The 23,601-nt window shown below is 45.8% G+C and carries 14 protein-coding genes, 16 tRNA genes and 4 rRNA genes; 17 read left to right on the top strand and 17 right to left on the bottom strand.

Translation table 11 applies throughout. The features are described 5' to 3' along the window. The first annotated feature begins 230 nt into the window (after positions 1-230). Positions 231-1,883, top strand: a complete 1,653-nt coding sequence (pgi, locus tag DYB02_RS15265; RefSeq protein ID WP_029784682.1) for a glucose-6-phosphate isomerase — start codon at positions 231-233, stop codon at positions 1,881-1,883. Between the two features lie 103 nt (positions 1,884-1,986). Here the strand turns inward: pgi and DYB02_RS15260 are convergent, their stop codons facing one another. Together DYB02_RS15260 and zur are read right to left on the bottom strand one after the other, a co-directional pair. Beyond that, the gene (locus DYB02_RS15260; protein WP_005381269.1) at positions 1,987-2,448 is read right to left on the bottom strand and encodes a chemotaxis protein CheX; all 462 of its coding nucleotides are present in this window, start codon (positions 2,446-2,448) and stop codon (positions 1,987-1,989) included. A gap of 9 nt (positions 2,449-2,457) precedes the next feature. After that, positions 2,458-2,922, bottom strand: coding sequence for a zinc uptake transcriptional repressor Zur (zur, locus tag DYB02_RS15255; protein ID WP_005381268.1), 465 nt, complete (start codon positions 2,920-2,922; stop codon positions 2,458-2,460). A 293-nt stretch (positions 2,923-3,215) separates the two neighbouring features. Between zur and dusA the strand changes: the two genes are divergently transcribed. The 16 genes from dusA (at position 3,216) to DYB02_RS15155 (ending at position 18,419) form a co-directional block, all read left to right on the top strand. Further along, a complete protein-coding gene (gene dusA / locus DYB02_RS15245; RefSeq protein ID WP_005477377.1) occupies positions 3,216-4,196 on the top strand; it encodes a tRNA dihydrouridine(20/20a) synthase DusA in 981 nt (326 codons plus the stop codon). A 163-nt stretch (positions 4,197-4,359) separates the two neighbouring features. After that, positions 4,360-4,575: an envelope stress response protein PspG gene (gene pspG, locus DYB02_RS15235; RefSeq protein WP_005496590.1), complete on the top strand. Its 216-nt coding sequence runs from the start codon at positions 4,360-4,362 to the stop codon at positions 4,573-4,575. Positions 4,576-4,676: 101 nt separating this feature from the next. Further along, complete coding sequence (locus tag DYB02_RS15230; protein ID WP_005455819.1) at positions 4,677-5,336, top strand: TIGR04219 family outer membrane beta-barrel protein; 660 nt, start codon at positions 4,677-4,679, stop codon at positions 5,334-5,336. Positions 5,337-5,487: 151 nt separating this feature from the next. Then, a complete protein-coding gene (locus DYB02_RS15225) occupies positions 5,488-5,718 on the top strand; it encodes a hypothetical protein (protein WP_005455817.1) in 231 nt (76 codons plus the stop codon). A gap of 117 nt (positions 5,719-5,835) precedes the next feature. Beyond that, positions 5,836-7,707 carry an assimilatory sulfite reductase (NADPH) flavoprotein subunit gene (locus DYB02_RS15220; RefSeq protein ID WP_029846292.1) on the top strand — a complete coding sequence of 624 codons (1,872 nt, stop codon included), beginning with the start codon at positions 5,836-5,838 and terminating at the stop codon, positions 7,705-7,707. Continuing rightward, positions 7,707-9,443 (top strand): assimilatory sulfite reductase (NADPH) hemoprotein subunit, encoded by a 1,737-nt coding sequence (cysI, locus tag DYB02_RS15215; protein ID WP_015297344.1) that lies wholly within the window; start codon positions 7,707-7,709, stop codon positions 9,441-9,443. The genes DYB02_RS15220 and cysI overlap by 1 nt, the downstream gene beginning before the upstream one ends. Further along, positions 9,436-10,215 (top strand): phosphoadenylyl-sulfate reductase, encoded by a 780-nt coding sequence (locus DYB02_RS15210; RefSeq protein ID WP_021823290.1) that lies wholly within the window; start codon positions 9,436-9,438, stop codon positions 10,213-10,215. The genes cysI and DYB02_RS15210 overlap by 8 nt, the downstream gene beginning before the upstream one ends. Before the next feature lie 575 nt (positions 10,216-10,790). Further along, positions 10,791-12,343 (top strand): 16S ribosomal RNA (locus DYB02_RS15195). A gap of 65 nt (positions 12,344-12,408) precedes the next feature. Then, a tRNA-Ile gene (locus DYB02_RS15190) sits at positions 12,409-12,485 on the top strand. A gap of 41 nt (positions 12,486-12,526) precedes the next feature. Beyond that, a tRNA-Ala gene (locus DYB02_RS15185) sits at positions 12,527-12,602 on the top strand. A 264-nt stretch (positions 12,603-12,866) separates the two neighbouring features. Next, positions 12,867-15,757 (top strand): 23S ribosomal RNA (locus DYB02_RS15180). Between the two features lie 91 nt (positions 15,758-15,848). Then, positions 15,849-15,964: ribosomal RNA gene (gene rrf, locus DYB02_RS15175) — 5S ribosomal RNA — on the top strand. A 99-nt stretch (positions 15,965-16,063) separates the two neighbouring features. Continuing rightward, positions 16,064-16,139 (top strand) — tRNA-Thr (locus tag DYB02_RS15170). Between the two features lie 57 nt (positions 16,140-16,196). Further along, positions 16,197-16,313 (top strand): 5S ribosomal RNA (gene rrf, locus DYB02_RS15165). The 16S, 23S and 5S rRNA genes sit together here with 4 tRNA genes alongside, the layout of an rRNA operon. 31 nt (positions 16,314-16,344) lie before the next feature. Further along, positions 16,345-16,421: transfer RNA gene (locus DYB02_RS15160), tRNA-Asp, on the top strand. A 561-nt stretch (positions 16,422-16,982) separates the two neighbouring features. Beyond that, complete coding sequence (locus DYB02_RS15155) at positions 16,983-18,419, top strand: NAD-dependent succinate-semialdehyde dehydrogenase (protein WP_161793085.1); 1,437 nt, start codon at positions 16,983-16,985, stop codon at positions 18,417-18,419. Between the two features lie 135 nt (positions 18,420-18,554). Here the strand turns inward: DYB02_RS15155 and DYB02_RS15150 are convergent. The 15 genes from DYB02_RS15150 to DYB02_RS15080 all read right to left on the bottom strand — a co-directional run bounded on the left by DYB02_RS15150 (position 18,555) and on the right by DYB02_RS15080 (position 23,587). Then, a tRNA-Asn gene (locus DYB02_RS15150) sits at positions 18,555-18,630 on the bottom strand. 15 nt (positions 18,631-18,645) lie between these two features. Next, positions 18,646-18,721: transfer RNA gene (locus tag DYB02_RS15145), tRNA-Thr, on the bottom strand. Between the two features lie 39 nt (positions 18,722-18,760). Continuing rightward, positions 18,761-18,836: transfer RNA gene (locus tag DYB02_RS15140), tRNA-Asn, on the bottom strand. Between the two features lie 21 nt (positions 18,837-18,857). Beyond that, a tRNA-Thr gene (locus DYB02_RS15135) sits at positions 18,858-18,933 on the bottom strand. A gap of 51 nt (positions 18,934-18,984) precedes the next feature. Next, a tRNA-Phe gene (locus tag DYB02_RS15130) sits at positions 18,985-19,060 on the bottom strand. 234 nt (positions 19,061-19,294) lie between these two features. Then, a complete protein-coding gene (locus DYB02_RS15125) occupies positions 19,295-20,920 on the bottom strand; it encodes a methyl-accepting chemotaxis protein (RefSeq protein WP_020841295.1) in 1,626 nt (541 codons plus the stop codon). Between the two features lie 272 nt (positions 20,921-21,192). Beyond that, positions 21,193-21,268: transfer RNA gene (locus DYB02_RS15120), tRNA-Asn, on the bottom strand. Positions 21,269-21,310: 42 nt separating this feature from the next. After that, a tRNA-Phe gene (locus DYB02_RS15115) sits at positions 21,311-21,386 on the bottom strand. Between the two features lie 7 nt (positions 21,387-21,393). Then, positions 21,394-21,469: transfer RNA gene (locus tag DYB02_RS15110), tRNA-Thr, on the bottom strand. Between the two features lie 71 nt (positions 21,470-21,540). Then, positions 21,541-21,616: transfer RNA gene (locus DYB02_RS15105), tRNA-Asn, on the bottom strand. Positions 21,617-21,686: 70 nt separating this feature from the next. After that, a tRNA-Phe gene (locus DYB02_RS15100) sits at positions 21,687-21,762 on the bottom strand. Positions 21,763-21,769: 7 nt separating this feature from the next. Beyond that, positions 21,770-21,845: transfer RNA gene (locus DYB02_RS15095), tRNA-Thr, on the bottom strand. Positions 21,846-21,910: 65 nt separating this feature from the next. After that, positions 21,911-21,986, bottom strand: a tRNA-Phe gene (locus tag DYB02_RS15090). Between the two features lie 100 nt (positions 21,987-22,086). Next, on the bottom strand, positions 22,087-23,226 hold the full coding sequence (gene mltC / locus DYB02_RS15085; protein WP_005490305.1) for a membrane-bound lytic murein transglycosylase MltC: 1,140 nt from the start codon (positions 23,224-23,226) through the stop codon (positions 22,087-22,089). A gap of 88 nt (positions 23,227-23,314) precedes the next feature. Next, positions 23,315-23,587, bottom strand: coding sequence for an oxidative damage protection protein (locus DYB02_RS15080; protein WP_005482430.1), 273 nt, complete (start codon positions 23,585-23,587; stop codon positions 23,315-23,317). Between the last annotated feature and the right edge of the window lie 14 nt (positions 23,588-23,601).

Raw genomic sequence — 23,601 nt, 5'->3', positions numbered from 1 at the left:
TCTTGCCACCATAAATGAATTGTTCAAATTCAGGGCAGGGAACGTGACCTAACTCAATGTGAGTGTAAAAGCACTCGGTCATAATTGGCGCCTGAAAAAAAATTACAAAGACTTGTTTTGTGGCAATTCGCCCAAACATCTAATTAATATTCTATTTGCTAAATCGGGGATTCCACAGTTTTCGCTAGACTGTAAGGAATGGAACCTACTGTAACATCGGGATAAAGACCATGTTGAAAAATATCAATCCAACGCAAACACAAGCTTGGAAAGCGCTAACGGCGCATTTCGAATCTGCACAAGATATGGATCTTAAAGAGTTATTTGCTCAAGACGCAGCGCGTTTCGACAAATACTCTGCACGTTTCGGCTCAGACATCCTAGTCGATTACTCAAAGAACCTCATCAATGAGGAAACTCTGAAGCACCTGTTCGCTCTTGCGAACGAGACTGAGCTGAAATCTGCAATTGAAGCGATGTTCAGTGGCGAAGCGATCAACCAAACAGAAGGTCGCGCTGTTCTTCACACTGCACTACGTAACCGCGCGAACACACCAGTAATGGTAGACGGCGAAGACGTAATGCCAGCAGTGAACGCGGTTCTAGAAAAAATGAAATCATTCACTGACCGCGTTATCGGCGGTGAATGGAAAGGTTACACTGGTAAAGCAATTACAGATATCGTGAACATCGGTATCGGTGGTTCTGACCTTGGCCCTTACATGGTGACGGAAGCACTAGCACCGTACAAAAATCATCTAAACCTTCACTTCGTATCTAACGTTGATGGTACTCACATCGTTGAAACGTTGAAGAAAGTTAACCCAGAAACGACGTTATTCTTGATCGCGTCTAAGACGTTCACAACGCAAGAAACCATGACTAACGCGCACACAGCACGTGATTGGTTCTTAGAGTCAGCAGGCGATCAAGCTCACGTGGCTAAGCACTTTGCTGCGCTTTCAACGAATGCGACAGCCGTGTCTGAATTCGGTATCGATACAGCGAACATGTTCGAATTCTGGGACTGGGTTGGTGGTCGTTACTCACTATGGTCTGCGATCGGTCTATCAATCGCATTAGCGGTAGGCTACGACAACTTCGTTGAGCTGCTTGATGGCGCTCACGAGATGGACAAGCACTTTGTATCAACAGATCTAGAAAGCAACATTCCTGTGATCCTTGCGCTTATCGGTATTTGGTACAACAACTTCCACGGTGCGGAATCAGAAGCTATTCTACCTTACGATCAGTACATGCACCGTTTCGCGGCGTACTTCCAGCAAGGTAACATGGAGTCAAACGGTAAATATGTTGACCGTGAAGGCAATGCTGTGACTTACCAAACAGGCCCAATCATTTGGGGTGAACCAGGTACCAACGGTCAGCACGCTTTCTATCAGCTAATTCACCAAGGTACTAAGCTGATCCCATGTGACTTCATTGCACCTGCAATCAGCCACAACCCTGCGGGTGACCACCACCAAAAACTGATGTCGAATTTCTTTGCGCAAACTGAAGCACTAGCGTTTGGTAAGAGTGAAGAAACCGTGAAAGAAGAGTTGGTGAAAGCAGGTAAGAACGCTGAAGAAGTGGCAGCGATTGCGCCATTCAAAGTGTTTGAAGGTAACCGTCCAACAAACTCTATCCTAGTGAAGCAAATCACGCCTCGTACGCTAGGTAACTTGATTGCGATGTACGAACACAAAATCTTCGTACAAGGTGTTATCTGGAACATCTTCAGCTTTGACCAATGGGGCGTAGAGCTAGGTAAACAACTGGCTAACCAAATCCTACCTGAGCTTGCAGATGCGTCTCAAATCAACTCGCACGACAGCTCAACAAACGGTCTAATCAACGCATTTAAAGCGTTCAAAGCTTAGTGAATGTTTGAATAGAAAAAGAAAAGGTCAGCAAATGCTGACCTTTTTATTGCCTGAGGCAGAAACAAAATAGGTTGGCACTGGCCAACCTATTTTTTCTCTTTTATTCGAAGCAGATTTCGATAAAGGCATTTCCCCACTGGGAAGAGAAAGGCATGATGATTATTGAGCCTTCACACTTGTGGCGAATCGTATGGCCTCGGCCAGATACCACAACGGGTGTTGCCATATCAAAATCAAAACCGCTTTCAGCCAAAATGCGCTTCGCACCACCAGTAACCATGTTGGTGATCTCACCCACCATATCGGTCACTTCTTCGTTGAGTCCGTTTGGACGCTCACCAAGCATGTTCTGCATGATTTCTAGCGCTAACGCTTCATCAAAGGTAATTGACATTGAACCACGTGTTTGTGGGCCAACCATGCCAATCAAACCAGAAACGTCACCTCGTGCGATCTCATCCTTCTTGATTCGCGGTTTTTGTGGCTTCAGCTCAAGAGAAGCCATGGTTTTTAGCACGTTCATTAAAGAAGCTAAAAACGGGTTTACAAATTCAGCGCGCATAACGTTCTTCTATACTTTTTCTTTCGTCTCGGAGGAACAGGCCTGGCATTCACCATGAGTTTCAATAACTTGGTTGGTCAGTTTGAATCCATGCTTCTCGGCGTTTTCAGCTAACAAGGATATCAGTGTCTCATCTTCGAGTTCAACGACATCACCACATTTATCGCAAATTAGTAATTGGAAAAAGTGCTGTTGAGTATTGAAAGAACAACAAGTAATAAAGCTATTTGTCGATTCCACTCGGTGGATAAAACCTTGCTCTAAGAGAAAATCTAACGCTCGATAAACAGTTGGAGGCTTGGCCTGAGGCTCACTCTCTTTTAGTTGCTCCAATAGCTCATACGCACTTGAGGCGCGGCGATTAGAACAAATGAGTTCAAACACGCGTCGGCGTTGCGGAGTCAATCTTACTCCACGCTCTGCGCAGATACTTTCAATTTGTTCAATGATTGTTGGGTTCAAACCTTTCACCATAACTATCGGACGTGCTCTATGATAAATCATTTCTATACGAAGTTCGTTTAGAAATGCTTCATTTTACCCACTATCAGAACGAAAATCATGAATTAAAGCAAGTCGCACAGGGTCTGAAGCCGGAATAGCCATCACAGAACGAGATAACCGTGCCGGAATCGTCCCTTGTTCACTTTTCTTTGATTGATGGACAAGGCTCGCATCCGCTGGACACTGGGTATACAATACCCGACTTATTTTTTGAGCGTACTGCTGCGCTCGACCTTAGCAACATAAAAACGGGTGTTTAAATCATGACTCATTCTTGCAGGCTCTCCGTAGCACCAATGTTGGATTGGACCGATCGTCATTGTCGCTACTTCCATCGCTTAATGACCAAAGAAACCCTGCTGTACACTGAAATGGTGACGACAGGTGCGATCATTCATGGAAAAGGAGATTTCCTCGCTTACAACGAAGAGGAGCATCCGTTAGCCCTTCAGTTGGGTGGTTCAAACCCAGAAGATTTGGCCAAGTGTGCCAAGTTGGCGCAAGAACGTGGCTACGATGAAATCAACCTAAACGTAGGTTGTCCATCGGATCGCGTTCAAAACGGTCGCTTTGGTGCTTGCCTGATGGCGGAGCCGCAATTGGTTGCGGACTGTGTCGCTGCAATGAAAGAGGTGGTTGATGTTCCTGTTACGGTTAAAACACGTATCGGCATTGACGATCAAGATTCTTATGAGTTCCTAACGGACTTCGTATCGATCGTCTCTGAGAAAGGCGGCTGTGAGCAGTTCACTATTCACGCGCGTAAAGCGTGGCTAAGTGGTCTGAGCCCGAAAGAAAACCGCGAGATTCCGCCGCTGGACTACCCACGTGCTTACCAATTGAAGCAAGATTTTTCTCACTTAACTATTGCTATTAATGGTGGTGTGAAATCTCTGGAAGAAGCAAAAGTGCACCTCCAGCACCTAGATGGTGTGATGATTGGCCGTGAAGCTTACCAAAGCCCTTACTTGCTTGCCTCGGTAGATCAAGAACTATTTGGTTCTAATGCCCCAGTGAAGAAGCGCAGTGAAATTGTTGAAGAGATGTACCCATACATTGAAGCGCAGCTTGCGAAAGGTGCGTATCTTGGTCATATCACGCGTCATATGTTGGGTTTGTTCCAAAATATGCCGGGTGCTCGCCAATGGCGTCGTCACATCAGTGAAAATGCGCACAAGCCAGGTTCTGGCCTAGAAGTGCTACAGGATGCGTTAGCGAAGATTCCAAAAGAGCTGAATGTGTAAAATTCACCAGTGGTTGGCTAAAAATACCAACTTACGGACAGCGAAGCCAGAGCGCAGAAATGCCTCTGGCTTTATTTTTATTTAGAAATCATAACCTTAATTTATTTTGGATAAGTTGGTATGGAAACTGCTCTAGTCGTTTAAAACAAATGGAGAAGTGATTATGTTGGAGCTGATCTTTATTTTAGTATTTGCCGCGACCTTATTAGTAACAGGCATCACGATGATGACAGTGTTCGCAGCAACAGGTATTGCGTTGGTTGTGATGTTTTTACTTGGCATGATCGGCGCGGTACTCAAACTATTACCATGGCTGATAGTCATCGCATTGGGTATTTGGTTCTTTAAAAACTTCGTTGCCCAACCGCGTTATAAATAGTTGGGTATAGACGATTTAGTTGATAGCGAGGCGTGAGAGTATGGTATATTTCCCCTCACGCCCTCATTGTTGAATATCAGCTATCTCGGAGTACACATTCCATGACAAATAAAGCGACCATCGCTTTAACAGCATTATCATTAGCCGCATCTCTTCCTACATTCGCAGAATCTTCTTTTTCCGCAAAAGTGGGGGCAGAAGTATGGGGTGCAGATACAAAAGTTAATGAAGTAAGAAGAGATAGCAGTACAACGGGTACTTTTTACGCTGCCATTGAGCACGATGTGAAATACGTACCGAATGCACGTCTACGTTACTCAAGTGTTGATGCCGATTACATGGGCTTTGATAAACTCGATTTAACCATGTACTACCAAGTGCTAGACCATGATCTATTGCATTTTGATGCGGGTGTTACATTCAGCAATCTAAGCGATACGAAATACATTGATGCTGGTACAAATAAGCGTACTGAAGAGTTTGATGAGCTTATCTGGGCTTGGTACGGCTACGCAGAGATCCAAGTGCCTAATACGAACTTTGATGTGATTGGTGAGATGAACTTTGGTGACAACAAAGGCATCAAGAGCACGGACTTAATGGCTGGCATTCAATACCATGTGCCACTACAAGACGCTCAGTTGGCTTTCCGTGGTGGATACCGCGTGATCGATTTGGAGTCGGAAGTGTTTCTCTCAAGCTTAGGTAAAGAGTTTATCTTCGCAAATGGCTTCTTTGTTAGCGCGGAATACTCATTTTAATTCGATTCCTTTCTTCAGTTTTAAAAACGCCACGATATAAGTGGCGTTTTTTTATACCACTTCATTATATCTATTCGAATTTCTCTCCCTATTTTGTTCAGGTAGACCATGCTTATTTAGGAGCAATGGGAAAGTTAGAGCAGGGATAGCGATGACAATAAATGAACTAAGACATCTATTTCGTGAAAACCAGCTTGTTGAAGCCATTATTGAGCCAGCAATCCAAGAAGGTGGATGGGTTGTTGAGTTTAGGCATGCGCGAGGTGGTTTCGTGTTTCTGACCGACAGTCACGGTGAAGAATGTTTGTATGAAGATTTAGATGCCGCCTCAAAATCAGCCATGGCGGTGGGCTTTCAACAAGTCCGCATCGAAGATCGCTGAGCAAAAAGTAAGCCTTTCTTACTTCCAAAAAGTTATAAAACATTCACTTCTATTCTTTCTTGTTATTAAGGAGAGTGGGTACTCTATCGTCACGCAATGAATAGGGATGTCGTGATAATGTCTTTTCAAAAGAATGAGTATTCTCACAAGAATGTGTCTGAAGATAATTATGGGCAAGGCGGAAATCCTCCGATCGCAAGCCCTCTGAATGACCAACAATTTAATTCACTCCAACAAACTGTCTCTGAGTTGTCTTCGCAGCAACTTGCTTGGGTCAGTGGGTACTTTTGGGGTTTAGCTCAACATCAACCAAGTGCGGCGGCAACACCAATCGCCCAAGCAGCTGCCGCAGTATCAGCAAAGCCTGCCGGTAAGTTGACCATCATTTTTGCTTCTCAAACCGGTAACGCAAAAGGTGTTGCTGAAGCGTTGGAACAAGAAGCAAAAGCAGAAGGAATTGCAGTAGAGTTGTTTGACGCAAGCGACTACAAAGGCAAAAACTTAGCCAAAGAAACGCACGTCATCATTGTTGCTTCTACCAACGGTGAAGGTGAAGCGCCAGACAATGCCATTGAGCTGCACGAGTTCTTACAATCTAAGAAAGCGCCTAAGCTATCAAACCTTCAATATGGTGTGATTGCATTGGGTGATTCTAGTTATGAGTTCTTCTGCCAAACTGGTAAAGACTTTGACACGTACTTAGCAAAACTGGGCGCGACGTCTTTTATTGACCGTATTGACTGCGATGTTGATTACGAAGCGGCAGCGGAAGAATGGCGCAAGAATGCGCTAGGTAAAGTTAAAGAGACACTATCTTCTGGCAATGAAGCGGAAATTGTTCAACTTCCTGTAGGACAAGCGGCAGCTTCACATTCTCAGTACAACAAACAAAATCCATACACAGCGACGTTACTCACCAGCCAAAAGATCACGGGTCGAGACTCGGGTAAAGATGTTCGCCATATCGAAGTCGATCTAGATGGTTCGGGTCTGACATATCAACCAGGTGATGCTTTGGGTGTGTGGTACGAAAACAGCTCTGAGCTTGCTAATGAAATTCTAGGTAAAGTTGGTTTGTCTGGTGTTGAAACAGTTGACGTTGATGGCGAAAGCTTATCTATTCACAGTGCTTTAGTGAGTAAGTTCGAGATCACGACATCTAACCCACAGCTAGTGGCTAAGTTTGCCGAGTTATCTGGCAGCAAGAAACTACAAAAGCTGGTGGAAGATAAAGACAAGCTTCGTGAGTACTCTGCCAACACTCAAATTGTTGATGTATTCGCAGAGAAGAAAACCAAACTGACCGCGGATGAGTTGGTTGGTTTATTGCGCCGTTTGACGCCTCGTCTTTACTCTATTGCTTCTAGCCAAGCTGAAGTGGATGAAGAAGTACACCTTACCGTCGGGTTGGTTGAATATGACCACAACGATGAAAAACGTTACGGTGGCGCATCGAGCTTCTTAGCTCAACGTCTAGACGAAGGCGGTGACGTAAAAGTATTTGTAGAGCACAACAATAACTTTAAACTGCCAGAAGATGATAATACACCGATCATTATGGTTGGGCCGGGCACTGGTATTGCGCCATTCCGCAGCTTTATTCAAGAGCGTGAAAACCGCGATGCTGAAGGTAAAAACTGGTTGTTCTTTGGTGATCGCACGTTCACACAAGATTTCTTGTACCAAGTGGAATGGCAAAAATACCTTAAGTCGGGAGTGTTAAGCCGCTTAGATGTTGCTTTCAGTCGTGACCAAGTAGAAAAGGTTTATGTACAGCACCGCATTTTAGAAAACGCCGCGCAAGTATGGCAGTGGATTCAAGATGGCGCTTACATCTATGTATGTGGTGATGCGACTCGTATGGCGAAAGACGTACATGACGCATTGGTCATTGTTGCGGAGCAAGAAGGCAAGATGCCACGTGACGATGCAGAACAATTTATTAATGATTTACGTAAAGCGAAACGTTATCAGAGGGATGTGTACTAATGACTTTTTCTACTGAAAATAACAAGCAGATTGTATTAGGCGAAGAGCTAGGGCCACTATCTGATAACGAACGCCTAAAAAAACAAAGCAATCTATTACGTGGAACCATCGCCGAAGATTTGCAAGACCGAATCACTGGCGGCTTTACAGCGGATAACTTCCAGCTTATTCGTTTCCACGGTATGTATCAGCAAGACGATCGCGATATCCGTAACGAGCGTACCAAGCAAAAGCTTGAGCCTCTTCATAACGTGATGCTTCGTGCTCGTATGCCTGGCGGTATTATTACGCCAACACAATGGCTGGCGATCGACAAGTTTGCTACAGAACACTCGTTATATGGAAGTATTCGCCTGACGACGCGTCAAACGTTTCAGTTCCATGGCGTACTAAAACCAAACATCAAGTTGATGCACCAAACGCTAAACAGCATCGGTATTGATTCAATCGCGACAGCAGGAGATGTTAACCGTAACGTACTGTGTACCACTAACCCGGTAGAGTCTGAATTGCATCAAGAAGCTTACGAGTGGGCGAAGAAGATCAGTGAACACCTTCTACCTAAAACTCGCGCGTATGCTGAAATTTGGTTAGACGGAGAGAAAGTCGAATCGACCGAAGAAGATGAGCCGATTCTGGGCAAAACTTACTTACCACGTAAGTTCAAAACAACCGTAGTCATTCCTCCACAAAATGATGTGGATGTCCACGCGAACGATTTGAACTTCGTTGCGATTGCCGATAACGGCAAATTGGTTGGCTTTAATGTGCTAGTGGGTGGTGGTTTGGCGATGACACATGGCGATACGTCGACTTACCCACGTCGAGCTGATGACTTTGGTTTCATTCCTCTAGAAAAAACCTTAGATGTCGCGGCTGCGGTTGTAACAACTCAGCGTGACTGGGGTAACCGTTCAAACCGTAAAAACGCTAAAACCAAATACACACTCGACCGCGTCGGTACAGATGTCTTTAAAGCAGAAGTAGAAAAACGTGCGGGCATTCAGTTTGAAGCTAGCCGCCCGTATGAGTTCACTGAACGTGGTGACCGTATTGGTTGGGTAGAAGGTATCGATGGTAAATTCCACTTGGCGTTATTTATCGAGAATGGTCGATTGCTGGATTATCCGGGGAAGCCGCTGAAAACGGGCGTCGCTGAAATCGCGAAGATCCACAAAGGCGACTTCCGTATGACCGCCAACCAAAACCTAATTGTTGCGGGTGTACCTAAAAGCGAAAAAGCGAAGATTGAAAAGATCGCTCGTGAACATGGCTTAATGGATGACAACGTCAGCGAGCAACGTAAAAACTCAATGGCGTGTGTGGCATTCCCAACTTGTCCTCTAGCGATGGCAGAAGCTGAACGCTTCCTCCCTCAGTTTGTCACGGATGTTGAAGGCATTCTGGAAAAACACGGATTGCCAGAAAATGACAATATCATTCTGCGCGTGACCGGGTGCCCAAATGGTTGTGGCCGTGCGATGTTGGCTGAAATTGGTCTGGTAGGTAAAGCGCCGGGTCGTTACAACTTACATTTGGGGGGGAATCGTGCTGGTACACGTGTACCTAAAATGTATAAAGAGAACATCACGGATAAACAAATCCTAGAAGAGATTGATCTGCTGGTGGCTCGATGGTCGAAAGAGCGTGAGGAAGGCGAAGCCTTTGGCGATTTCACCATTCGTGCAGGCATCATTCAAGAAGTGTTCGTATCAAAGAGGGACTTCTATGCTTGATTCTGTGGCTTCCAAACCGGAGCTGGCGGAGTTACTGACATTAACAAAGACGGAGCAAATTCTCCGTCTTGCACAAATCAATGTCGAACTTGAACCGCTGTCGGCACAAGAGCGAGTAAAGTGGGCTTTGGCAAATCTGGATGGAGAGTTTGCGGTATCCTCAAGCTTTGGTATCCAAGCCGCTGTCATGCTTCATCTTGTGACTCAAGAAAAACCTGACATCCCAATTATTCTTACGGATACCGGATATCTGTTTGCAGAAACGTATCGCTTTATTGATGAGTTGACAGAAAAACTCAACCTTAATCTAAAAGTTTATCGAGCGGAGCAAAGTGCTCAATGGCAAGAAGCACGTTATGGCAAATTATGGGAGCAGGGCGTTGAAGGGATCGAGAAGTACAACAAAATAAATAAAGTCGAGCCAATGCGTCGTGCATTGAAAGAACTTAATGTTGGAACATGGTTTTCAGGTTTACGTAGAGAGCAAAGTAAATCACGAGCGGGTTTACCGATACTGTCGATTCAAAATGGCGTGTTTAAGTTTCTGCCCGTAATCGATTGGACTAATAAAGATGTTCACTACTACCTCGAGCAACATGGTCTTACCTATCACCCACTTTGGGAAGAAGGTTACTTGTCTGTTGGGGATACACATACGACACGTAAATGGGAGCCAGGAATGTCAGAGGAAGAAACTCGCTTCTTTGGTTTAAAGCGTGAATGTGGACTTCATGAAGATGATGGTAATGAACAAGATGGTTCAGGTATCTAGTTACAGATATATCTATCTATAGAAGAAAGCTGCGATCACGCAGCTTTCTTTATTTATAGGCATAAGTAATGGGATTAAAAATACACATTTTAGGATAACTCTGTGGATAAGTTGTTTGATAGTTTTGGGTAAAGTTGGATAAATAAAGCTTTGGGCGAAAAGTCGTCGTTTAATCATTATTTTTGCAATTTTTGCAAAATAACACTTGCCAATGTGAGCGCGATCTCTATAATGCCACCTCGTCGACAGGGCAAGGGCTCGCAAGGGTTTCAGCAAGGTTGGCAAGGCTAGAAAGAAAAACGAAATAATTTTAAAAAAGTGTTTGACACAATAAATTATCTCGCTAGAATGGCCGCCTCTTCCGAAGTGATGTGAATCACAAAGAAGAATAGCTCTTTAACAATATAGACCTATCAATCTGTGTGGGCACTCGTTGATGATAATCCAATTAGATACCTCGGTATCAAATTAGGTTTCAATGATACGAAGTGACCATTGAATCTTCGGATTCAGCACAGTCAATTCAAACATTACTTTATGTAATGTTCAGTATTCATTGAGCCGAACAAAATCTTAAATTGAAGAGTTTGATCATGGCTCAGATTGAACGCTGGCGGCAGGCCTAACACATGCAAGTCGAGCGGAAACGAGTTATCTGAACCTTCGGGGGACGATAACGGCGTCGAGCGGCGGACGGGTGAGTAATGCCTAGGAAATTGCCCTGATGTGGGGGATAACCATTGGAAACGATGGCTAATACCGCATGATGCCTACGGGCCAAAGAGGGGGACCTTCGGGCCTCTCGCGTCAGGATATGCCTAGGTGGGATTAGCTAGTTGGTGAGGTAAGGGCTCACCAAGGCGACGATCCCTAGCTGGTCTGAGAGGATGATCAGCCACACTGGAACTGAGACACGGTCCAGACTCCTACGGGAGGCAGCAGTGGGGAATATTGCACAATGGGCGCAAGCCTGATGCAGCCATGCCGCGTGTGTGAAGAAGGCCTTCGGGTTGTAAAGCACTTTCAGTCGTGAGGAAGGTGGTAGTGTTAATAGCACTATCATTTGACGTTAGCGACAGAAGAAGCACCGGCTAACTCCGTGCCAGCAGCCGCGGTAATACGGAGGGTGCGAGCGTTAATCGGAATTACTGGGCGTAAAGCGCATGCAGGTGGTTTGTTAAGTCAGATGTGAAAGCCCGGGGCTCAACCTCGGAATTGCATTTGAAACTGGCAGACTAGAGTACTGTAGAGGGGGGTAGAATTTCAGGTGTAGCGGTGAAATGCGTAGAGATCTGAAGGAATACCGGTGGCGAAGGCGGCCCCCTGGACAGATACTGACACTCAGATGCGAAAGCGTGGGGAGCAAACAGGATTAGATACCCTGGTAGTCCACGCCGTAAACGATGTCTACTTGGAGGTTGTGGCCTTGAGCCGTGGCTTTCGGAGCTAACGCGTTAAGTAGACCGCCTGGGGAGTACGGTCGCAAGATTAAAACTCAAATGAATTGACGGGGGCCCGCACAAGCGGTGGAGCATGTGGTTTAATTCGATGCAACGCGAAGAACCTTACCTACTCTTGACATCCAGAGAACTTTCCAGAGATGGATTGGTGCCTTCGGGAACTCTGAGACAGGTGCTGCATGGCTGTCGTCAGCTCGTGTTGTGAAATGTTGGGTTAAGTCCCGCAACGAGCGCAACCCTTATCCTTGTTTGCCAGCGAGTAATGTCGGGAACTCCAGGGAGACTGCCGGTGATAAACCGGAGGAAGGTGGGGACGACGTCAAGTCATCATGGCCCTTACGAGTAGGGCTACACACGTGCTACAATGGCGCATACAGAGGGCAGCCAACTTGCGAAAGTGAGCGAATCCCAAAAAGTGCGTCGTAGTCCGGATTGGAGTCTGCAACTCGACTCCATGAAGTCGGAATCGCTAGTAATCGTGGATCAGAATGCCACGGTGAATACGTTCCCGGGCCTTGTACACACCGCCCGTCACACCATGGGAGTGGGCTGCAAAAGAAGTAGGTAGTTTAACCTTCGGGGGGACGCTTACCACTTTGTGGTTCATGACTGGGGTGAAGTCGTAACAAGGTAGCGCTAGGGGAACCTGGCGCTGGATCACCTCCTTAAACGATGATTACTCACGATGAGTGTCCACACAGATTGATACGGTTTATGTAAAAGAGACGATACTGGGTCTGTAGCTCAGGTGGTTAGAGCGTTCGCCTGATAAGCGAGAGGTCGGTGGTTCGAGTCCACTCAGACCCACCAATTCCTTTTAGGGAGTTGGCATACAGTATCGACACCTTGATGGGGCTATAGCTCAGCTGGGAGAGCGCCTGCCTTGCACGCAGGAGGTCTGCGGTTCGATCCCGCATAGCTCCACCATCTTTAAGCGCATTCGATGAGTGCTTTTAAAAATGGTTACTTCATTAGAAGTGATTAGCTCTTTAACAATTTGGAAAGCTGACAAAACAACAATTTATTGTTGTTTGTAAAGTTCTCAATGTTTGTCTTTAAGACAAACACCAAAATAACACATTCAAGTGTTCTTGGAATTTGAGTCCGGCAAAATCGAGTCTGCATCATGTATAAAAATTGCAGACAACTTTGGTGACTTGTTCATCAGCTCGAAACTCCTTCGGGTTGTATGGTTAAGTGACTAAGCGTACACGGTGGATGCCTTGGCAGTCAGAGGCGATGAAAGACGTAGTAACTTGCGATAAGCCCAGATTAGGTAGTAACAACCATTTGAGTCTGGGATTTCTGAATGGGGAAACCCACGTGCATAAGCACGTATCCTTACCTGAATACATAGGGTAAGGAGGCGAACCGGGGGAACTGAAACATCTAAGTACCCCGAGGAAAAGAAATCAACCGAGATTCCGAAAGTAGCGGCGAGCGAAATTGGACTAGCCCTTAAGCTTTACACGCGTTAGACGAACGGTCTGGAAAGTCCGACGATACAGGGTGATAGTCCCGTAGTTGACGACGTGTGTTCAGTGAAATCGAGTAGGGCGGGACACGTGATATCCTGTCTGAATATGGGGGGACCATCCTCCAAGGCTAAATACTACTGACTGACCGATAGTGAACCAGTACCGTGAGGGAAAGGCGAAAAGAACCCCTGTGAGGGGAGTGAAATAGAACCTGAAACCGTGTACGTACAAGCAGTAGGAGCAGGCTTTGTCCTGTGACTGCGTACCTTTTGTATAATGGGTCAGCGACTTATATTCAGTGGCAAGGTTAACCATCTAGGGGAGCCGTAGGGAAACCGAGTCTTAACTGGGCGTTCAGTCTCTGGATATAGACCCGAAACCAGGTGATCTAGCCATGGGCAGGTTGAAGGTTGAGTAACATCAACTGGAGGACCGAACCGACTAATGTTGAAAAATTAGCGGATGACTTGTGGCTAGGGGTGAAAGGCCAATCAAACCTGGAGATAGCTGGTTCTCCCCGAAAGCTATTTAGGTAGCGCCTCGGACGAATACTACTGGGGGTAGAGCACTGTTAAGGCTAGGGGGTCATCCCGACTTACCAACCCTTTGCAAACTCCGAATACCAGTAAGTACTATCCGGGAGACACACGGCGGGTGCTAACGTCCGTCGTGGAGAGGGAAACAACCCAGACCGCCAGCTAAGGTCCCAAATTACTACTAAGTGGGAAACGATGTGGGAAGGCTCAGACAGCCAGGATGTTGGCTTAGAAGCAGCCATCATTTAAAGAAAGCGTAATAGCTCACTGGTCGAGTCGGCCTGCGCGGAAGATGTAACGGGGCTAAGTAGTAAACCGAAGCTGCGGCAATATACTTTTGTATATTGGGTAGGGGAGCGTTCTGTAAGCGGTTGAAGGTGTGTGGTAACGCATGCTGGACGTATCAGAAGTGCGAATGCTGACATGAGTAACGATAAAGGGGGTGAAAAACCTCCTCGCCGGAAGACCAAGGGTTCCTGTCCAACGTTAATCGGGGCAGGGTAAGTCGACCCCTAAGGCGAGGCCGAAAGGCGTAGTCGATGGGAAACGGGTTAATATTCCCGTACTTCTTACAATTGCGATGGGGGGACGGAGAAGGCTAGGTGGGCCTGGCGACGGTTGTCCAGGTTCAAGTGCGTAGGCTTGAGAGTTAGGTAAATCCGGCTCTTTTTAAGGCTGAGACACGACGTCGAGCACCTACGGGTGTGAAGTCATTGATGCCATGCTTCCAGGAAAAGCCTCTAAGCTTCAGATTGTAAGGAATCGTACCCCAAACCGACACAGGTGGTCGGGTAGAGAATACCAAGGCGCTTGAGAGAACTCGGGTGAAGGAACTAGGCAAAATGGTACCGTAACTTCGGGAGAAGGTACGCTCTCGACGGTGAAGTCCCTTGCGGATGGAGCTATTGAGAGTCGCAGATACCAGGTGGCTGCAACTGTTTATTAAAAACACAGCACTGTGCAAAATCGTAAGATGACGTATACGGTGTGACGCCTGCCCGGTGCCGGAAGGTTAATTGATGGGGTTAGACTTCGGTCGAAGCTCTTGATCGAAGCCCCGGTAAACGGCGGCCGTAACTATAACGGTCCTAAGGTAGCGAAATTCCTTGTCGGGTAAGTTCCGACCTGCACGAATGGCGTAATGATGGCCACGCTGTCTCCACCCGAGACTCAGTGAAATTGAAATCGCTGTGAAGATGCAGTGTACCCGCGGCTAGACGGAAAGACCCCGTGAACCTTTACTACAGCTTGGCACTGAACATTGACCCTACATGTGTAGGATAGGTGGGAGGCTTTGAAGCACGTACGCCAGTATGTGTGGAGCCGTCCTTGAAATACCACCCTTGTAGTGTTGATGTTCTAACGTCGACCCCTAATCGGGGTTGCGGACAGTGCCTGGTGGGTAGTTTGACTGGGGCGGTCTCCTCCCAAAGAGTAACGGAGGAGCACGAAGGTGGGCTAATCACGGTTGGACATCGTGAGGTTAGTGCAATGGCATAAGCCCGCTTGACTGCGAGAATGACAATTCGAGCAGGTGCGAAAGCAGGTCATAGTGATCCGGTGGTTCTGAATGGAAGGGCCATCGCTCAACGGATAAAAGGTACTCCGGGGATAACAGGCTGATACCGCCCAAGAGTTCATATCGACGGCGGTGTTTGGCACCTCGATGTCGGCTCATCACATCCTGGGGCTGAAGTCGGTCCCAAGGGTATGGCTGTTCGCCATTTAAAGTGGTACGCGAGCTGGGTTTAGAACGTCGTGAGACAGTTCGGTCCCTATCTGCCGTGGGCGTTGGAAGATTGAAGGGGGCTGCTCCTAGTACGAGAGGACCGGAGTGGACGAACCTCTGGTGTTCGGGTTGTGTCGCCAGACGCATTGCCCGGTAGCTAAGTTCGGAATCGATAACCGCTGAAAGCATCTAAGCGGGAAGCGAGCCCTGAGATGAGTCTTCCCTGATACTTTAAGTATCCTAAAGGGTTGTCGGAGACTACGACGTTGATAGGTCAGGTGTGTAAGTGCTGTGAGGCATTGAGCTAACTGATACTAATTGCCCGTGAGGCTTAACCATACAACACCCAAGGGGTTTTGATGGACTCGAAGAAAGAACAGAATTGAATGTGTAGAGAACACAAAAACAGCTTTCCGAATTAAAGAATTTGCTTGGCGACCATAGCGTTTTGGACCCACCTGACTCCATTCCGAACTCAGAAGTGAAACGAAATAGCGCCGATGGTAGTGTGGGGTTTCCCCATGTGAGAGTAGGACATCGCCAGGCTTTAATTTAGTTTTTTCCTTTTTAAAAGGCGAAGACAAAAGTTAAGAGAGCCCGTTTGTAAAAGCGGGCTTTTTTAGTCCTCACGGACACAAATAATGTGCTGATATGGCTCAGTCGGTAGAGCGCATCCTTGGTAAGGATGAGGTCCCCAGTTCGATTCTGGGTATCAGCACCATTTATTATTTGTTTTATGTTTTAAATTAAAGCCTAAAACAAAATGTAAAGAATTTTACTTGGCGACCATAGCACTTTGGACCCACCTGATTTCCATTCCGAACTCAGAAGTGAAACGAAGTAGCGTCGATGGTAGTGTGGGGCTTCCCCATGTGAGAGTAGAACATCGCCAGGTTCTTATTTAGACTCCAGAGTCTAACCAGTGCGGAGCGGTAGTTCAGTTGGTTAGAATACCGGCCTGTCACGCCGGGGGTCGCGGGTTCGAGTCCCGTCCGCTCCGCCACTTATTTAGAAAGCCTTGCTAGAAATAGCAAGGCTTTCGTCGTTTAAGGCCAAGTCATTTTCCCCTTCAGAGAAACTAATTCCGTTTCAGTGCTCGGTACTTATTCCAACCCTTGTAGTCCGGCCATTTATACGGAATCCTCATTCGCAATAGCGATGCTCTCTCATCTACAAGCACCTGTCTTTGCCTATCTGTATTCTAGGCATATACAAACTGATTTGACTCATTTTGGTTTGCTTAAGAAGAATAAGCTTTATGGCTTTGTTGATTCATTTAGTCCTAGCCTAAAAGCTTTGGTTTTCATTCGTGTCTTGAGTCTAGCTTCAGTTTAGTTAGTATTTCGTTGCCATATCATCATGTTGAGACTCGAAGTTATCAAATGAGTCTCGAATTTATGCAATCTTTGAATTTTCGAACTGGCTTGCTATGTGATCCATTCCTAGTCCTTATACTCACGGCTTTTTCGCTTGTTAATGTCAACACTGTCAGAAAACTTTGTTTGCTTTGCTGATTTCTACTAGAAGGATTACCCTAAAAGGAGTTCTCGTAGGAGTTAGTCTGGTGATGCAACAAATAAAAAATGAAACCTTAAAAGAAGTATTTAAACAATGGGCTTCCGACGACGGAGTTGTGGTCATCAACCCTGCAACTGAGCAAGAGTTAATTCGCTTGAAACCGAGTTCAATTGAAGAGTTGGATTGCCTCATTGAAGCGTGTTCGGCTGAACAAGTTCGATGGGCTAAGTTGAGTGTGAAAGAGCGCTCTAGCTGTTTGAAAAACTGGCATCAATTGTTGATGGAACACGCTGAAGATATAGCGACCATTATTACATTGGAACAGGGTAAGCCATTGTCTGAAAGCCGCGGGGAAGTGAGCTACGGGGCATCTTTTGTAGAGTGGTTTGCAGAAGAGGCTAAACGAGCTTATGGCGAAGTTATCCCAGCTCCTGCTGTAGATAGACGTTTATCTACAATTAAACAGCCTGTAGGCGTGTGTGCTGCGATTACACCGTGGAATTTCCCTATTGCTATGATCACACGAAAAGCGGCACCTGCGTTAGCTGCTGGGTGTGGGATGATCATCAAACCGTCCGAGTTGACCCCTCTGACCGCACTAGCGGTTGTTGAACTTGCGTATCAGGCTGGTATCCCTAAGCCGCTTTTACCTGTTGTTATTTCTGAACAGGCCGCTGAGTTTGGTCAGGTGTTATCGATGGATCCTAGGATCAAGAAGATTTCATTTACGGGTTCGACTCGCGTCGGCAAAATTTTGATGAAGCAGGCTAGTGAAACTGTTAAAGCGGTATCGATGGAACTTGGAGGTAACGCTCCGTTTATTGTTTTTGAGGATGCTGATTTGGAATCAGCTGCTAATGGGCTTATCGCGTCCAAGTTCCGTAATGCAGGGCAAACGTGCGTGTGTACAAACCGTTTATATGTACATCAAAATGTCAAAGAGCGCTTTATGGAAAAAGTGCTCGCGAAAATGATGGAGCTAAATGTTGGGAATGGCTTGGAGTCTGGTGTGACAGTTGGACCAGTGATCACCATGGCTTCTAAGCATCGTCTGGAGGCTGTTATTGATCAGGCGTTACAAGAGGGGGCTACCATTGCTAACCGTCCTCAAAAGCTCGCAGGGCGCTTTATGGAGCCTGTAATTTTGGATAATGTCGATCAAGGTATGGCTATCGTGCAGCAAGAGTTGTTTGGGCCAGTATTACCCGTATTAACATTTGAAGATGATGAACAAGTGTTAGCAATGGCCAATGATACCGAGTATGGCTTAGCTTGTTATTTCTATACCGATAGCCTTAAACGAATTATCAAGTTCACTGAAGGTTTGGAATACGGAATGGTTGGTGTGAACGAAGGTATCATCTCGACAGAAGTTGCACCATTTGGTGGTATTAAAGAGTCAGGTGTTGGGCGTGAAGGTGCGAAACAAGGGCTCGATGAATACCTAGAGACGAAATACATTTGTCTTGGTGGCTTAAACTGATCTTTGGATGAGAGTGCAAAAGAGAAAGCTGGGTTTCTAAACCTGGCTTTTTTGTTTATAGAGCAAAGAGGAGAGAAGGGTGTATTTCTTCCAGATGCAAAAAAGCCGCATCAAGTGATGCGGCTTCTTCTAATATGGCTCCCCCTACTGGACTTGAACCAGTGACCTGCGGATTAACAGTCCGTCGCTCTACCGACTGAGCTAAGGAGGAACAAATTTTAATAAGTGGTGCCGACTACCGGAATCGAACTGGTGACCTACTGATTACAAGTCAGTTGCTCTACCTACTGAGCTAAGTCGGCACATTTTCATTAACAAGTAATTAGCTTGCCAATTGAAAGTGGCTCCTCCTGCTGGGCTCGAACCAGCGACCTGCGGATTAACAGTCCGTCGCTCTACCAACTGAGCTAAGGAGGAATTGTCTTTTTTAAGAATAAATGGTGCCGACTACCGGAATCGAACTGGTGACCTACTGATTACAAGTCAGTTGCTCTACCTACTGAGCTAAGTCGGCGTACCGTTATTCTTTATATTGTTCGTGTTAGACACCAACAATTTTAAATTGTGGTGCCCGGAGGCGGAATCGAACCACCGACACGAGGATTTTCAATCCTCTGCTCTACCGACTGAGCTATCCGGGCGACGAGGTGTATTAAAAGGCTTTTCGGCTTTCAGGTCAACAATAAAATTAAAATAAAATATCGTTTGATGAAAATGTGCTCGGAGTGGGCTGTTTTTATGCGTTTTAAATAGGGATACACCATGTTTTAAGCTTTTCTAAGAAAGAAATTACGAGCTTGTTTGCTGAATAAATGCGACGAAAACAAAAAAAGCACGTTTGAAAACGTGCTTTTTAGTGAACAATTGACTTTAAACTAGTGCTTTACGGAGAACTTATTCACCCATCCTTCCAGTTCATTTGCCAAAGAGGCCAAACTTTGGGTGCTCGATTGGCTCTCTGTTACCACTGAATTTAGCTTACTTCCGCTCTCTTCAATCAGATTTATGCGGTGTGCAATGTCATCACTGACTTGCGTTTGCTCAGCTGCTGCCGTCGCAATTTGTTGACTCATTGCTGTGATAGATTCAAGCGCGGTAACGATCTGTTGGAGAGCTTCTGATGCATTCATCGATTCAGTTACTGTGCTTTCACTTGTTTCCGCACAGATTTCCATTGTATGAATGGCATTGCGAGAGCCTTCTTGAAGATTCGAGATCATGTGTTGGATCTCTTTTGTGCTGTCTTGAGTTCGACCTGCAAGATTACGTACCTCATCTGCTACTACAGCAAAGCCTCGTCCTTGTTCGCCTGCTCGGGCTGCTTCAATTGCAGCGTTCAAGGCTAATAGGTTGGTTTGTTCCGCAATATCCCCGATTACATCCAGAACTTTCACGATGTTGTTTACATCTTGATCGAGATCGGCAACCGCTTTACTTGCAGTATTCAGCTGAGTCGCAAGACCTTGGACGTTATCTACAGTGCTGTGGATCAGTGATTGAGTGTGCTGACTTTGTTTATCTGCTTCATCGGTATTACGTGCTGTGTCGCTAGCAGAGCTTGCCACATGGTTAGCGGAAGAAGCCATTTCTGTCATCGCTGTTGCAATCATTGCGGTCGATTGCTGCTGAGAAACGGTAAGATCGGCGATGGAATTTGAGCGCGACTCTACTGCTGATAGCTCATCGCGTAGAGCGTGCATCGATTGTTCAAGGTTAGTCACCATGGTTGCCAATGATTGGCTCATATTCTGAACCGCATGGTAGATACTGCCTTTTGGAGCGACGGTATCAAAGCTAGTTTGGATGTTACCTTGTGCAACCGCTTGAACCGCTTCTCGTACATCGTTAGGTTCACCTCCTAAGAGATTGAGCATTTTGCGAATCGAGATGATCAAGCCTCCAAGAATTGAACCTGCGATAACCAGACACAGCATAAGCTGCCACTGTGCTGTCGACCAAAAACGTGCATTCACTTCATTAAAGCCAATACCTGTGCCGACAACCCAACCCCAATGTGGTGTTTTTTCTGCTATTGAGTGTTTTTCTTCAATGCTGCCGTCGGCCTGTTTTTGGCTCCAGGTATATTCAACAATCTGACCTGTTTTGCGACCCAAAACATCTAGGATGAGTTGGCCTACGCTATTACCGCTGCCATCTTTAAAGTCATGGAAACTGGTTCCGTGTAGTTGAGGATCTAGTGGTGCGGCAATAAACATCATATTTTCGTCCGCCACATAAACGTACTCGTTGTCTTTGTAGATGTTGTTACGCAGTAGGCGTGTTGCGAGTGCTTTTGCTTCCTCTTCAGGCATCTTGCCTTCAACTGCCATTTTTTCTACTTCAGTCAGAATGCTGTATGCACTCTTGAATAGCTCAGTTACTCGAGCTTTGTTATCGAGGTTACTTGCGACGCGTAAGGTCCATAAACCTGTAGCGGTCAAGGCTAGCAAAGCTAACAGTATGATCGCGGATAATAAGTAGGCTTGAGTTTTTAATTTCATATTTGGCTCACAAAATGTGTCATTGCTATGCAAAGCATGGCTTATGTCAATAATCTAATAGCCGACGCATCTTATTGAAGAAGTGGTATTACGCCTACAAGCACGTATTGAAACTATGATGAGGATTAAATTTTTAGCGTGAAATAAGTATTTTTGAAGAGGGGATTTAATATTTGGTGATGTTTGGATATGAAGTGCGAAGCAAAGGAATATTAAAATGGAGAATAGGGCAGATGCAAAAAAGCCGCATCAAGTGATGCGGCTTTTTAAATTGGCTCCTCCTGCTGGGCTCGAACCAGCGACCTGCGGATTAACAGTCCGTCGCTCTACCAACTGAGCTAAGGAGGAACTATTCTGTTGTGTCTTGCCATTCAGCAAGTGCACCAAATATGGTGCCTCGAGGCGGAATCGAACCACCGACACGAGGATTTTCAATCCTCTGCTCTACCGACTGAGCTATCGAGGCAAAAGAATGGTGCCGACTACCGGAATCGAACTGGTGACCTACTGATTACAAGTCAGTTGCTCTACCTACTGAGCTAAGTCGGCACACTTTATTCTTTTTAGAAGAGTTCAACTCTTCATCTTTTAGAATCTCACTTAAGTGAAACTCTGAAAAGTGGCTCCTCCTGCTGGGCTCGAACCAGCGACCTGCGGATTAACAGTCCGTCGCTCTACCAACTGAGCTAAGGAGGAATTGTTCTTTTAACAACAAAAAGTTGTTTGTGTCTTGCTAATCATCAAATGAAGCAAGCACACCAAATAATGGTGCCTCGAGGCGGAATCGAACCACCGACACGAGGATTTTCAATCCTCTGCTCTACCGACTGAGCTATCGAGGCAAAAGAATGGTGCCGACTACCGGAATCGAACTGGTGACCTACTGATTACAAGTCAGTTGCTCTACCTACTGAGCTAAGTCGGCACACTGTATTCTTTGTGCTTTTGTTCGTGTAATAACTTTTGCTAAGACACCAACAAATCAAATTGTGGTGCCCGGAGGCGGAATCGAACCACCGACACGAGGATTTTCAATCCTCTGCTCTACCGACTGAGCTATCCGGGCAACGGAGCGCTATTAAACGGATTTTCCCGCTTTGCGTCAACCACTTTTTTTAAATAATTTCAAAAAAGTGGTTGTTCGAACGCTTTTTATTCAACTGTCATTACAAAGTGTGCTCAGAGTTAAATTCCTTTTTGAAATTTGTAACTTTTTCTAGGTAACGACGCGCTTCAGCGTTCGGATGTTTCTTAGTTAGCGCCCAATAAACTTGGTTGGGTTGCAAAGAATTGAGATCTCGCATCGCGCGTTTTCGGTCACTGCGATTAAATGTGTTTAAAACACCACCAGTTCCACCGTTGTAAGCGGAAATCATACTGTACTCTAACGAAGTTGGATGCTGAACTTCGCGTAAATAACGGTTTTTGAGGATGTAGAAGTAGGCGGTTCCTGTGTCAATATTGTTTTCTGGGTTGAACAAATACTCTGGGCTAGGTTGTCCTGATTTGTTCTTTACGAGCTTAAATACATCACGACCAGCGGTTTTAGGCACTACTTGCATCAATCCATAAGCATTGGCCCAACTTACTGCGTAAGGGTTAAAACTGCTCTCGGTTTTGATGATGGCGTAAATCAGATCTTCAGGAATGTCGTATTTTTTTGATGCGCGACGCACGATATCCGCATATTGGTAACTACGCTGAGAGAAGTGATCCTCTACCATTGGAATCTCAACGTAATACGCTTTTTTAAAGTCTACATCTTTGGTTTTGATGTTATTGGCAATCAGATAGTCAGCGAAGCGATTCGCGCGCCATGACCATTGAATGGGCTTTTTATCTTGATCGAGCACCTGTTTGTACAAAAAGGGTTGGCCTTCGAGTTTGATCTCTTTCGATGAGAACAAGTCGACGTTTGCTGGATCATCTGGCGTTAGCAATGTGGTGATGATCGCGTTCTTCAAGTGTTTTTGTGGTTCGGTCGGAGAAACGGTCTCGATTGTAATAAGACCTTTCTGGAAATCCACTTCTGCCCGACTTAAATAATTGTCGATGTACTTGACGTAGTTACTTTTACCTGCGAACTTCACTTCACGTTGTCCCCAACGCTTTTTGATATTGCCTGAGAAGCTATTGATTAACGCATCGAGTGCGGCGGTATCTTTCTCAAACTGGCCTGGTAGCTCTGCTAGATTGTTTGCAAAGCGGTTGGTTGGCTCGTAGTTCACGTCATAAATTTTTTCGACGAATTCGCGGCTACAGCCCGCCAATAAGAGAGCGGTGGCAATAAAAGCAATTTTCTTCATAAGTTTTTAGGTGATGAGGACAAGGCGCTGGAGGAAAAATGACATCACAGTTTAGGTTGTGATGTCATTGCTTTTGAACAAATTGGCTTTATTCGCTTGGTGGTGTGTAACCTTCAATGTGAACGTCTTTGCCTTCGAATAGGAAGTTCACCATTTCGGTTTCGAGCAGTTTACGATGCTCTGGATCCATCATGTTGAGCTTTTTCTCGTTGATCAACATGGTTTGTTTGTGTTGCCACTGAGCCCAAGCTTCTTTCGAGATGTTATCGAAAATGCGTTTACCTAGTTCACCTGGGTAAAGTTGAAAGTCCAGACCTTCGCCTTCTTTCTTTAGTCGAGCACAAAACACAGTGCGGCTCATAATGACTCCTTGTA

It is taken from the genome of Vibrio parahaemolyticus, from assembly GCF_900460535.1.
Classification (GTDB): Bacteria; Pseudomonadota; Gammaproteobacteria; order Enterobacterales; family Vibrionaceae; genus Vibrio; species Vibrio parahaemolyticus.
The sequence above is the reverse complement of the archived record's forward strand: the minus strand, read 5'-3'. Positions and strand labels throughout refer to the sequence as shown.